This is a genomic window from Pseudomonas sp. MWU12-2037, from assembly GCF_023242345.1.
Classification (GTDB): domain Bacteria; phylum Pseudomonadota; class Gammaproteobacteria; order Pseudomonadales; family Pseudomonadaceae; genus Aquipseudomonas; species Aquipseudomonas gingeri_D.
On the sequence record NZ_JALLIZ010000005.1, the window covers coordinates 450405 to 462439 of the forward strand.

Annotated in this window: 10 protein-coding genes; 8 read left to right on the forward strand and 2 right to left on the reverse strand. The window is 57.4% G+C overall.

Annotated features, from left to right (window positions below; genetic code table 11):
* Positions 1-3 precede the first annotated feature (3 nt).
* The 7 genes from M5B42_RS12445 to M5B42_RS12475 all read left to right on the forward strand — a co-directional run bounded on the left by M5B42_RS12445 (position 4) and on the right by M5B42_RS12475 (position 7748).
* A complete protein-coding gene (locus M5B42_RS12445; protein ID WP_152739066.1) occupies positions 4-807 on the forward strand; it encodes a hypothetical protein in 804 nt (267 codons plus the stop codon).
* Positions 804-1967, forward strand: a complete 1164-nt coding sequence (locus tag M5B42_RS12450; RefSeq protein ID WP_248745986.1) for an MFS transporter — start codon at positions 804-806, stop codon at positions 1965-1967. Before M5B42_RS12445 ends, M5B42_RS12450 begins: the two co-directional genes overlap by 4 nt.
* Before the next feature lie 45 nt (positions 1968-2012).
* On the forward strand, positions 2013-2798 hold the full coding sequence (locus M5B42_RS12455) for a hypothetical protein (protein WP_248745987.1): 786 nt from the start codon (positions 2013-2015) through the stop codon (positions 2796-2798).
* A gap of 177 nt (positions 2799-2975) precedes the next feature.
* Positions 2976-3722, forward strand: coding sequence for a substrate-binding domain-containing protein (locus M5B42_RS12460; protein ID WP_248745988.1), 747 nt, complete (start codon positions 2976-2978; stop codon positions 3720-3722).
* A gap of 201 nt (positions 3723-3923) precedes the next feature.
* Positions 3924-4706 (forward strand): SDR family oxidoreductase, encoded by a 783-nt coding sequence (locus tag M5B42_RS12465; RefSeq protein ID WP_248745989.1) that lies wholly within the window; start codon positions 3924-3926, stop codon positions 4704-4706.
* A gap of 401 nt (positions 4707-5107) precedes the next feature.
* Complete coding sequence (locus M5B42_RS12470) at positions 5108-6184, forward strand: DNA/RNA non-specific endonuclease (protein WP_248745990.1); 1077 nt, start codon at positions 5108-5110, stop codon at positions 6182-6184.
* A gap of 337 nt (positions 6185-6521) precedes the next feature.
* Positions 6522-7748, forward strand: coding sequence for an MFS transporter (locus M5B42_RS12475; RefSeq protein ID WP_248745991.1), 1227 nt, complete (start codon positions 6522-6524; stop codon positions 7746-7748).
* Positions 7749-7778: 30 nt separating this feature from the next.
* Here the strand turns inward: M5B42_RS12475 and M5B42_RS12480 are convergent, their stop codons facing one another.
* Positions 7779-8699 (reverse strand): substrate-binding domain-containing protein, encoded by a 921-nt coding sequence (locus M5B42_RS12480; protein ID WP_152739049.1) that lies wholly within the window; start codon positions 8697-8699, stop codon positions 7779-7781.
* A gap of 17 nt (positions 8700-8716) precedes the next feature.
* Positions 8717-10702 (reverse strand): methyl-accepting chemotaxis protein, encoded by a 1986-nt coding sequence (locus M5B42_RS12485; RefSeq protein WP_248745992.1) that lies wholly within the window; start codon positions 10700-10702, stop codon positions 8717-8719.
* Positions 10703-11068: 366 nt separating this feature from the next.
* Between M5B42_RS12485 and M5B42_RS12490 the strand changes: the two genes are divergently transcribed.
* Positions 11069-12035, forward strand: a 967-nt coding sequence (locus tag M5B42_RS12490) for a DUF4158 domain-containing protein (protein WP_248745993.1), incomplete at its 3' end; no start/stop codon positions are given.

Below are 12035 nucleotides of genomic sequence, written 5' to 3' on the forward strand. Positions count from 1 at the left end.
CCGATGGAACAGCAAAAAAGCTCATCCGTGCCGGTCTTCAGCCTCTACTACATTGCTATCGACACTGAAGCCGGCGTGACGCCAGAACAGTTTGAGCACTTTGTTCGCCACAAGGGCGTACATATTCCCAGCTATCCGGGCTGGAGCTGGACCTTGTTACGCGGGTTGCGGGGCGAACGGGCAGGGCAATACCTGATGCTGTTTGAGATCGACAGCGCTGCGCAGCGCGATTGTTATATGGCCGCGGATGGTAATAAAACAGAACTGGCCCACCAGTTCTGGCGTGAACATCCCGAAGCGCTGGATATTCTCGGGGAGTGGAAGCGTTACGCTACCTTCAGCGAGTTACCCACCCTTTACACCGATTATCGGCTGCTGGCGGAAAACAGCAAAAGCACCGTGCCCCATGGCCCGCGTTACCAGGAGCGGGCAGGGGAGGAGCCTGTCGCGCGGGTTATCGGCATCCACAATCTCGCGTTGCGCCCCGATGTCCAGGCGCAGACCTTCGAGACCTTTATTGCGCAAAACCACCAGCGCATCGAGGACTATCCGGACTGGAAATTCCGCTTGCTCAAAGGCGAGCGGGGCAACCGTCTGGACCAGTACGTGGTGCTGATGGAGATCGCGAGCCTGAAGGCGCTCGATGTGTTTTATCCAGAGCCGGATATCGCCACCGATGAAGCGGCGAAATTTGCCCGGGCACACCGGGACACCAAGCAGATGTACGAAGAGTGGAAGCAACTGGCCTCGTTTTCCGGCTCGCCGCAGATCTATACCGACTATCTGTCAGTGGCGCAAAGCCTGTGAGTACAAATGTATCCCTCTCGCAGAGCAGCGAGAATCTTCGTCAGCAGCACGCCACACGGGGCATCTTCTTTATTGCCGGGCTGGGCATGGCGTCCTGGGCGCCGTTGATTCCATTTGTCAAAGCCCGGCTCGATATTGATGACGGCACGCTGGGCCTGCTGCTGTTTTGTATTGCGGCGGGCTCCATGCTGGTAATGCCCTTTACCGGGCGCGCCATCGCCAGGCTCGGCTGTCGGACGCTGATCCTTGCCTGCGCAGCGGTCTTCTGTTTGATCCTGCCGTTCATGATGCACGCCACCTCTGCCGTGGAGATTGGCGGCGCATTGCTGGTTTTTGGCGCGGTGAACGGCCTGTTGGATGTGTCGATGAATGCCCAGGCGGTGATTGTCGAACGTGACAGCGGGCAGGCGAGGATGTCCGGATTTCACGGTTTCTACAGCATTGGCTGTGTCGCCGGGGCAGGGGGCGTCAGCCTGCTGCTGTGGGCGGGGCTGATGCCTCTGCAGGCCATTTTCCTGATCGTGCTGCTGATTGCACTTGTGGTGATGACGGCTTCCGGTCATCTGCTCGCCAAGCGGCCGCAGGAAAGCGGTGAGTCTGGCGGTACGTTTCAGGCGCTCTCTCACCCGGGGATTCTGTTTATTGCCGTGTTGTGCTTTTTCATCTTCCTGATTGAGGGCGCGATGCTGGACTGGTCGGCTGTGTTCCTTCATACGGAGCGCGGCATGGAAAAAAGCCATGCCGGTTTTGGCTACACCCTTTATGCCATCGCCGTCGCGCTGGGCAGGTTGTACGGCGATCGCCTGGTCAACGCGTTCGGCCGGCAACGCATGCTGATGCTGGGCGGTTCATGTGCCGCAGTCGGGTTGCTGCTGATCGTCTCGGTCGATCTCCCTGGTGTGGCCCTCGCCGGGTTCATCCTGGCAGGCATCGGCCTGTCCAATATCATCCCGATTCTGTTCACCACCGCCGGCAACCAGCCGGATGTCCCGTCGAGCTTCGCGCTTTCGGCCGTGACCCTTATCGGTTACACGGGGTTGTTGAGCGGCCCGGCGCTTATCGGATTTGTTGCCCACCATTCCAGCCTGACCACGGCTTTCAGCGCGGGTGTGGTGATCATGCTGCTGGTCTGTTCCAGTGCCCGACGCATTGCGCGTTGAGGCTATGACAGGGCTGTCCTGACGTTGTCAATCCATGGAGTCTTTATGAGTCAATTATCCGGTCCGGTGTTCAGCCTGCATTACATTGGCCTCAATTTGAAAAAGGGCGTTACGGCTGAGCATTTCGAAAATTTCGTGCGCGAACGCGGTGTCGGGATCCCGGCTTATCCGGGCTGGCACTGGACATTATTGAAAGGGTTGCGTGGTGAAAGGGAAAACCAGTATCTGATGCTGCAGGAGGCACCCAGCGCGGAACAGTACGCCCAGTATATTGACCGCAACGGCGATCAGACCATCCGTGCGCGGGGGTTCTGGCGGGAACATTCGCAGGCACAGGCTCTGATTGCCGAGTGGAAAACCTTCTCAACCTTCGCCGAGCTGCCGACCATCTTTTCGTACTATTCAACAGTGGCGGAGAACACCAACAGCTCACTGCCGGAAGGCCCTAACTATCAGGACAAAGCGCTGGCCCGCGTGGTGGGGATTCACAACCTGGCCCTGTGTTCCGGCGTGGCGCCGGAGACCTTCGAGGATTTCATCACCGGCAATATTCACCGGGTGGCAGACTACCCGGGCTGGAAATTTCACATGCTCAAAGGGCAGGGCGGTAGCCGCCTCGACCAATACGCGGTCATGCTGGAAATCGAAAGCCTGGAGTCCCTGAACGCCTTCCACCCTGAGCTGGATGTTTCGACGGACAAGGCCCTGACGTTCGTGCGCGAGCATCAGGAGAGCGAGCGTATGTACGACGAGTGGCGTGAACTGGCGTCTTTTTCTGGCGCGCCGCAGCTCTATACCGACTACATCACCATCGCCGGCAACAGTGGCTGAAAGGACGCTTGGCTAAGAGGTTTATTCCATCAGGCTGTGGGTGTTTTTCTGGCGGTTGATCAAGCGTAGGGGATTGGTTGAAATGCGCTTGCCCCAGGGCTAGTCTCATCCGGCCCCAGTGTTGTCTCAGCCGAGGGCGATGTCCCCGGGGTTCTAGCGTGATCTTCAGGTAGGGTTATGAAGTCAAAACTTGCAGTCGCTGTTTTATTGCTGACAGCCTTCAACGGTGCGCAAGCCGCTGAAATCAAGGTGTTGACCACGGGAGCATTCAAGCCGGTGTTATTGGCCATCGCGCCGGAGCTTGAGGCTTCGAAGCATATTACCCTGAACATCTCTAACGGTACTGCTGGGGAACTGAACAAAAGGATTGAGTCAGGGGAACGTTTTGATGTGGCGATTCTTACGGATTCGCTGGTCAGCAAGTTCGAAGCCGCCGGGAGTTTGGACAAGGATACTGCGAAGAACGTCGCGAAGGTCGGTATCGGTGTGGCCGTCCCGTTGAACGCTCCGAAGCCAGTGATTTCCACGGTCAACGACTTCAAGTCCATGCTGCATTCTGAGGCAAAAATTGCTTATATCGACCCCAAGTCTGGAGGCTCATCGGGGATCTACCTGACTGGGTTATTCGATAAGCTGGGCGTTTCTGAAGAGGTTGCCAGAAAGGCTGTCCTGGTGAATGGTGGGCTGGTGGGTACGAAGCTCGTCGACGGTGAGGCAAGCGTTGCCATTCATCAAATCAGCGAATTATTGGCTGTACCCGGCATCCAGTTTGTTGGAGCGCTCCCGGCCGAAATCCAGAGCTATACGACCTACACGGCAGCAATGGCGAAAGGTTCTCGGCATGCAGAGGACTCGCTCGAGTTGATCAAGGCGTTGGGTGAAGAAAAAGCCGTGAGTTTATTGCAGGCCAAAGGGATGGAATGAGCGCCATTTCTGTCCTTGGCGTTTTTGAGGGCCGCTGCTGATCGTACAGCAATTGCTGAGATGCTCGAACGCTTCTGAGCTTTAATCCATGTGGCTCGAAACGCTCCTCACGGGTGGTACCAGTGCCAGGGCGAAGTTTTTTGGCCTGGCCGCCGTAACGTCAACTCCCGTGTTCATCAACCATACGCGGAGGAAAACAACATGAATCGTTTCGCAGGCAAAGTTGTAGTCGTGACAGGAGCCGGGACAGGCATTGGGGCCGCTACGGCCCGCCGGTTCTTGTCCGAGGGCGCATCGGTGGTGCTTAACGGCCGCCGCGAACACAAGCTCGCGAAAACAGTGGAAGGAGCCGATCCGACCAAGGTGATGCTCCATCCCGGCGACATCTCGGACGAGACGTACGTCAAGCGGCTCATAGCCGACACAGTCGCCAAGTTCGGCCGGCTGGACGTACTGGTCAACAACGCCGGCTTCGCCATCTTTGGCCCATTCGCCCAGCTTTCCACGGAGGACTGGCGGCGACAGATCGCCACTGACCTGGACGGAGTCTATTTTGGCTGCCGGGAGGCGTTGCCTCACTTGCTCGCCACCAAGGGCTCAATCGTCAACGTATCGTCAGCCTCCGGCCTGGGTGGTGACTGGGGAGGAAGCGGGTACAACGCAGCGAAGGGGGCGGTCAGCAATCTGACCCGGTCGCTTGCCCTGGAGTACGCCGCTCGGAACGTCCGGGTAAACGCCGTCGCTCCCAGCCTCACCAGCACCGATGCGACGGCAGATATAGAGAAGAACGAGGCCATCATGTCGGCGTTTCGCAGCCGTCTGCCGGCCGGCCGACAGGCATCACCGGAAGAAGTCGCGGCTGTCATTGCGTTTCTGGCCAGTGATGACGCCAGCTTCGTCAACGGGGTAATCATACCGGTCGACGGCGGCTTGGCCGCATCTAACGGCCAGCCAAACTTTCTTGCGATGTTCGGGGAGGACTGATACGCCTGGCACCGCGCCACGGGTGTCCTTGGCGTTTGTCGTTTTCTGTGAGAAGCGTCGGGCGAACGCTTGTCGGCTTGCTGACAACGTCGCTCGATGTTGCTGGGGCGTTTTTGCCCGTGGCGGTGAAGCGGCTCGGTTCAGAGCGCGGAACCGTTGCAAGCAGTCATGCAGGCGTAGTGGCTTGGCTTAGGTGCCATGAGGTTACGTCGATTTATGCAAGCCAGGGCTCGTAGGTCTCAATCCATTACTTCGCATAATGTATATTATGTTAAATTAAGTGATATGTTTCGAATGTTACTGCTGCGGCGCACCTGCGCCACACACCTTGCTTCGCTGTTCACACTCCCTGTACGATTTCCCCAGTTTGTTTGGCTATCCACTCATTCCAAGGAAGGACCATGCGCTTCGTACAGTTCCTCAGCAATCCTCCTGAAAATTTCAAGGGTGGAGCCCGCCAGCGTGTGAAACGGCTCGTTGCCGAGATGTCACCGGGGGTGAAGCCTCACGCGCCAACTCCACGAAACAACACGGTCCTGCCTCTTTCGATGTATGAAGGTGGAGTGGCTGACACCCGGCACGAAGACTGCCACCGAGGACACCTCATTGCTCTGGAGTTTGGTGGGCCCGAGTCCTCGAGCAACCTGGTTCCGATGTATGGCTCATTCAACTCGGGAGGTATATGGCGCCAATTCGAGCGTGAGCTTGAGAGCTGGGTGGATGCCGCAGGAGGTAATTGCGAAGTGGCCATCACCTGCGATTACGCTACCGAAATTTCCGAAGAACAGCGTGTGCCCACGCGGTTCACGATTATCACGAAAGTCCTGACCGGCCTGCACGTCAATCGCACACGCACGTGGCCTATTCTGCATCCAAAGCCAGCGCCTATCATCGGCGGTGCCGACCCGACGAAGAAGGCCGAATACCTAGCACTCATCGACGAAATGACAAACGCAGGCTGGAACATCCAGGACCAGTTGAATACTGTAGGGTTTCCCTCTTACCGACGGCTCCCCGTTTTTCCTGCCGCGGCAAGGCCTTACGCGTTCCTCGATTATGCCGAGTGGAAGTCCGTCAAGGATGACCCCAAGCAGCTTGCGCATTGGAATGACCGCGTAATACTGTCGCAGGCAGCCGAGTTCTCAAGCACACAGATCGAAACTATCCGCGCAGTCAACCGCGTTCTCAACGATGGGTATCTTATAAGCGACGACATCGTTGACCCTGTGTACACCGACAAGTACCGCATTCCAGGCCAGCGGGTTGGTCTACTGGTCGAAGGTGGTCATGATCTCACACCTCAGGTCGATCACATTATTGCCAAGTCTGCCAGCGGAGCGGCCGTTTACAGCAATGCCATGTTGATCAGCGCCAAGCACAACAGCGACAAGCGCGCACGATTGGCGTTCGCAGACAGCAATGCTTTGAGCAGCATTGTTCGCGGTACCGGCAGAGTCAAAAGATATAAGCCTTACTGAACTTGATTTCGAAGACTCGATAGCTGCAGGCAAGCATCAGTGCCTGCCCTCCTCTCGGGCCTGTGAGCTACTTATGAACATCTGACATCGCCCACTTGTTAAATACGATATATTCATAAGGGCCCACCTGGTGTCAGCTTCAGACATTACGCTTTAAATTTCTGTCGCCTCCTCAAATCGAACCCGCGGACGCTCTGCTTGGAGCCTCTCATCGATTACACTGATGATTACTATCGAAGCCCCCGCCTATTGGGTTGCCAGAACCGATTCATATAATCGCCTCCAATTTCTCCCTTCCGCCTGGCTTCAGGCGAATTCCCCTCCGGAACCCAACACCATGCCAAGCGCAAGCCAGGCCCCTCGAGGTCTTCCCGAACATAATCAACAGAGCGTCAAGCAGCAATGGCTGGCGATTCTCTCGGTCGCCGTGGGTGCCTTCGCCTTGGTGACCAGTGAGTTTCTCCCGGTGGGCGTACTCAACGACGTCGCCAGTGACCTGGGCATCAGTGCCGGCCACGCCGGGCTGATGGTTACCTTGCCCGGCATCATGGCCGCCCTCGCCGCGCCATTGCTGTCTGTCGGCATTGGCGCCATGGACCGTCGCTATCTGCTGATCGGCCTGACGCTGATAATGATCATCGCCAACTCGGTCGTGGCCTACGCCAGCGACTTCAGTCTGCTGCTGTTCGGCCGCGTACTCCTGGGCATCAGTATCGGCGGTTTCTGGGCCACTGCCATTGCCCTCAGCGGCCGCCTGGCCCCCAAGGGAGTCGGCGTAGCCCAGGCCACCTCGATCATCATGGTCGGTGTGACATTGGCCACCGTACTGGGTGTGCCCGTAGGCACCTGGCTGAGTGGCCTGATGGGCTGGCGCATGACCTTCCTGGTCACCGCGCTGTTGGGCGTACCGGTGCTACTGGCGCAGATATTCCTGCTACCGCGGCTCGCCCCGGAAAAGGCCATTCGCATCAGCGACCTGCCGGCCTTGTTCATCAATCCACAATCTCGGGTTGGCTTGATCGCTGTACTGCTGATTGGCCTGGCGCACTTTGCCGCTTACACCTATGTCGCCCCCTTCTTCAAACACAGCGCAGGCTTCGACGGGCCGACTATTGGCTCATTGCTGCTGCTCTATGGCGTGGCCGGGGTAATGGGTAATATTTTCGCCGGTTTCGCCGCCAACCGCAGCGTCCGTCATACCCTGTTGCTGGTCGCCCTGATGATCGGCACCAGCACTGCCCTGTTTCCCTACTTCGCCACGGGCATGACCGGCGCAGCGATGCTGATAGCGCTCTGGGGCTTCGCCTTCGGCGCCTTCCCGGCCTGCGCCAGCATCTGGATGTTTGTCGTAGCGCCCAAGGATGTGGAGCGCGGCATGCCGCTCTTCGTCGCCTTGTTCCAGGTGATTATTGCCCTGGGCTCATTCTTTGGCGGGCAGATCGTCGACCAACTGGGCAGCTCGGTGCTGTTGAGCCTGGCGACGGCCCTGGTGGGCTGCGGTTTTGTTACGGTGCTTGTGCTGGGGAGTAACGTCAGTAATAGCCTGGCGGCCCAACCCAGCTAACCAAGAAGGCTGGTCAAGTGTGCACCTGGTTCATTCAAACTCCTGCCGATTCTCCGGAGTGATCAGCTTGAACGGCACCCAGATCAGCGGTGAATCCAGGCTCTCCCCCCTGGCCAGGCGCAATGCAACCTCCACCGCGCCATTCGCCTGGCCGATAGCGTCCTGGAACACACTCACGGCCATCTTGCCATCGGCCATCAGCTTCAAACCGTCAGGCGTGCCATCAATGCCACCGACCCAATAGTCCTTGGCATTTTTACCGGCCTTTTCCAGCCCCATGATCGCGCCAATAGCCATCTCATCGTTATTGGCGGCGATGATCGAAAAGTCCACGCCCGCCTTGACCCAATCGATAACAATGGCAGCCGCCTGGCTACGCTCCCAGTTACCGACCTTCTTCTGTACCACTTTCATGTTCGGGTATTTGGCGACGACCTTTTCCACATCTTCGGTGCGCATCAACGAGGACTTGTTGTTGGGGTCCCCCACCAGGATCACCACATTGCCCTTGTAGTTGGCGCGGCGGGCCAGCTCTTCCATTTGCAGCGTGCCCGACTCCAGCTCATCGGATCCGACGAATGCCGTCTGCGCCGGCCATTTATCGGGACCGGGGTTGCGGTTGACGAACACCAGCGGGATTTTCGCCGCAGTGGCCAAACGCAGCATTTCAGGGGCGCTCTTGGCATTGACCATCGCGACCACGATGGCGTCTACCTTGGAATTGACCAGGTTACGAAACTGGCGCATCTGCAACTCGGCGCTGTCATGACCATCTTCCATGAAGATATCGGTATCCAGCACGGCGGCATGCTTCTGCACGCCATTGCGCAGGATGGTCTGGAAGTTGTCGTCGTATTTGGCCATGGCCACGCCCAACAGCGGCGTAGCGGCCTGGGCCAAACCGGCAGTAAGGCAACTGATACCCAAGGCAAGCGTCAACCACTGTTTCATGTTCGGTCTCCCCGGCGTCATACGCTGAAATGATGGAGCAGCTCACGCTGCACCTTGGCCATGTCCGACAGGCCCTGGCTGCTGCTGGCCGTACGCTCGGCCCCCTCGGCGGCCTGTTGGGCGGAGTCGTTGATCTGGGTGACCATGCGGCTGGTTTCCTGCACCGTGGCACTCTGTTCCTCGGTGGCGGCAGCGATCTGGATGTTCATGTCACGGATGGTGCCCACCGCCTCCCCCATCGCCACCAGCAGCTCATCGGCGCCAGAGGCCAAGGTCACGCAGTTGTTGGATTGCACCTGGCTTTCGTTCATCACTTGCACGGCGGAATGAATCTTGCCCTGCATCTGGCCGATCATTTCCTGGATTTCGCTGGTCGACGCCTGGGTGCGGCTGGCCAGTGAACGCACTTCGTCAGCCACCACCGCAAAGCCCCTGCCTTGCTCGCCGGCACGGGCCGCTTCAATGGCGGCGTTGAGCGCCAACAGGTTGGTCTGTTCGGCAATGGTGCGAATCGCATCGACGATACTGTCGATGTTCTGGCCATATTTCTGCAGTTCGTCGGTGACCGCCGAGGCCTTGTTCACCTGCTCGGCCTGCTGGCGGATATTGACGATGGTCTCGGCTACTCGCTGTTGCACCTTGTGGGTCAGCTCGCTGGTGTCGTCCACCGCGCTACGGGTGTCCTGCGCCCGCCGCGCGACTTCTTCGACGGTACTCTCCATCTCGGTCATCGCCGAAGCAGCGGAATGCAGGCGATCTTTCTGTTCATCCACTACCCGTGTGGTCTGCTCGCTGACCACCGCGTTATCGCTCGCGGACTGGGCCAGGGTATCGGCGGAGCCGATCAGCTCACGGAAGGTAGTCTGCAAGGACTGAGTCAGTTCGTTGAGGTAGCCGCCGAGTTCACCGAATTCATCTTTGCGACTGACATCGAAGCGCACCCGCATGTCACCCCAGGTAAGCTGCTTCAGCACCTCGCGAAAGGCCGCCAGCGGCCGACGCAGGCTGAAGGCCACCCACGTCCCGATCACCAAGGCGGCCAACACCGCCAGCACACAGACGATCAACAGCAGGCTGAGGCTGTTGCTGATGGTGGCGTCGGCATCGCTCTTCGCCGCGCTGGCCACGTCAAGAGACTGGCTACCGAATTCACCGATCTTGTCCAGCGTGGCCTGCAGGCGGGTTTCCGTCGTCTGGCGTTGTTCACGAACGTGGTCGGCCAGGCTGGCTTCCTGCTGAAAGGCACGATACAGCCCATCACTGCCGGTCAGGTCGTTGAGCAAGCGGTTGACCATGACCGCGACGATGCGCCCTACCCTGGGGTCAACCGCCAAAAATGCCTGGACCCGCGAGTTAATCACTTCGTCCTGCAGGTTAAGCAGGCGCTGCAAGGTCACGATATCCGGCTTGGCGGCGTGGGCGGCCAGACTGTCGTAGGACTTATTGACTTCCAGCAGCAACTTCTCCGCTGCGGCCAGGTGTTCATCTGCACCGGCACTGCGCTCACGGGCGATATAATCGCGCAGATAGCTGGTCAGTTGGACTCCCTGGCTGCCGCTGTAACCTTGCAACTCGTGGGTCAGGGCAACTTGCGCCACATACTGGCGATGGGTCTCCATCAGGCTCTGGGCCTGTTCGACATAAGCCGCACTGAGTTGGCGTTGTTGAGTCAGGTTGTCGCGTAACTGCGGGTGATCGCCGATATAGGTCGGAATACTCTCGAGCAATTGGGTAAAGCGCACCAGGCTGTCGTTGAACGGCTGCTTGCCGTCGTCGATCTGCTTGGGGTCGTTGCTGATAAGAACCGCCAACAGTGCCTGATTGGCCCTGAGAATATGAACGTAAAGCTCGCTGGCCGCCCGGCTCAACGGCGCAGATTGGCCGGTGATGATCGTCAAGCGCTCGCTGATCGAGTGGGTGCTTTGATAGCTGATGCCGACCATGGTGAGCAACACCACCAACAACACGGCAAATCCGCCAATCACTCGCTGAAGAATGGTCATGGCTATCCTCTTTTATTTTTATACGGACTCAAGCATACGTTGCACAGAGCACCAATCTTGGCGGTTTCTTGGTGGCCTGAACGGTTATCGGCGTGTCAATGGCCAACTTTAGGCTCAGCCTGTTGGCCTCTCCGACGACCTCACTCACGTTGGTACTTTGGCAGCTTCTCGACCACCCCGGCCAATAATGGCAATATGCCGCTTGACGAGCGGTAGGGGTTATGCCGAGATAAAGGAAAATTAGGACATTCGCCATATAACCTTATGATATTTAAAGAATTTAAATGATCTTTCGTGCGACCTTTCCTCATCCCGAGTTTAGCCGTCTATGCTAAAGGCTTTGCTTTTTCTTGAGGGACGAATTCCATGGCCTCTCTGGAGCGGACAGCTTATCCGAAGTTGCCGGCGAATCTGTCGTCGAAAGAGCTTCATCAGACCTACTCGCCCTCAGAATCTGAACTCGAATGGCTCTCTAGAACGGCTAAAAGCCCTGCCCTTATCATTGGATTAGCCGTTCTGCTTAAAGTATTTCAACAGCTACATTACTTCCCCATTATCGAGGAGATTCCAGCTGAAATCGTAAATCATGTCAGGTCTTGCCTGAGTTATGGGGCGCGCATTGTTCCTCGTTATGCGAGTCCTCGAACCTTGTACCGTCATCAAACAGCCATCCGCCAGTATCTACAGATCACCCCGTTTTATGGGAGTGATGCCCTGAAAATTGCGGTGGAAGCTGCCCACGAAGCAGTAGTGATCCTTGATCAACGTGTTGACGTCATCAATGTCCTGATTGGCGAACTGCTTGAGCGAGGCTACGAGCTCCCGGCCTACTCAACGCTCAATGACGCTGCTGAAGACGCTCAAGTCGCTCTCCAGGAAAAGATCTTCAATCAAGTCGTCGATAGAGCGCCGATTGATGTGATCTACCGTCTCAGAGAGCTTCTAGACACCGATTTCGGTCGTCGCCAAAGCGACTTCAATGCCCTGAAGCAGGTCCCCAAGAAACCTTCTCGCAAACACTTGGAGATACTGATCGATCACTTAAGCTGGTTGGAGGGGTTCGGTGATCTCGACGCCATCTTTGAGGGAATCGTTGATACCAAAATTTGGTTTTTTGCGAATCAAGCGGAGAAAACGGATGTTTCTGAACTTAAGGATTGTTCGCTTCCAAAGCGTTACACCTTGATGCTGGCTCTGATCTACCTCATGCGTGTACGAGCACGTGATCAGCTTGCTGAAATGTTCATCAAACGAATCGCGACTATCCACAAACGAGCCAAAGATGAGTTGGAGCAGATTCAGGCTCGCCAACGCAAGAAACTGGAACTGCTGG

Coding starts and splice junctions, on each gene's coding strand:
- M5B42_RS12445 (WP_152739066.1), top strand. CDS start 4: ATGGAACAGCAAAAAAGCTCATCCGTGCCGGTCTTCAGCCTCTACTAC.
- M5B42_RS12455 (WP_248745987.1), top strand. CDS start 2,013: ATGAGTCAATTATCCGGTCCGGTGTTCAGCCTGCATTACATTGGCCTC.
- M5B42_RS12460 (WP_248745988.1), top strand. CDS start 2,976: ATGAAGTCAAAACTTGCAGTCGCTGTTTTATTGCTGACAGCCTTCAAC.
- M5B42_RS12465 (WP_248745989.1), top strand. CDS start 3,924: ATGAATCGTTTCGCAGGCAAAGTTGTAGTCGTGACAGGAGCCGGGACA.
- M5B42_RS12470 (WP_248745990.1), top strand. CDS start 5,108: ATGCGCTTCGTACAGTTCCTCAGCAATCCTCCTGAAAATTTCAAGGGT.
- M5B42_RS12475 (WP_248745991.1), top strand. CDS start 6,522: ATGCCAAGCGCAAGCCAGGCCCCTCGAGGTCTTCCCGAACATAATCAA.
- M5B42_RS12480 (WP_152739049.1), bottom strand. CDS start 8,699: ATGAAACAGTGGTTGACGCTTGCCTTGGGTATCAGTTGCCTTACTGCC.
- M5B42_RS12485 (WP_248745992.1), bottom strand. CDS start 10,702: ATGACCATTCTTCAGCGAGTGATTGGCGGATTTGCCGTGTTGTTGGTG.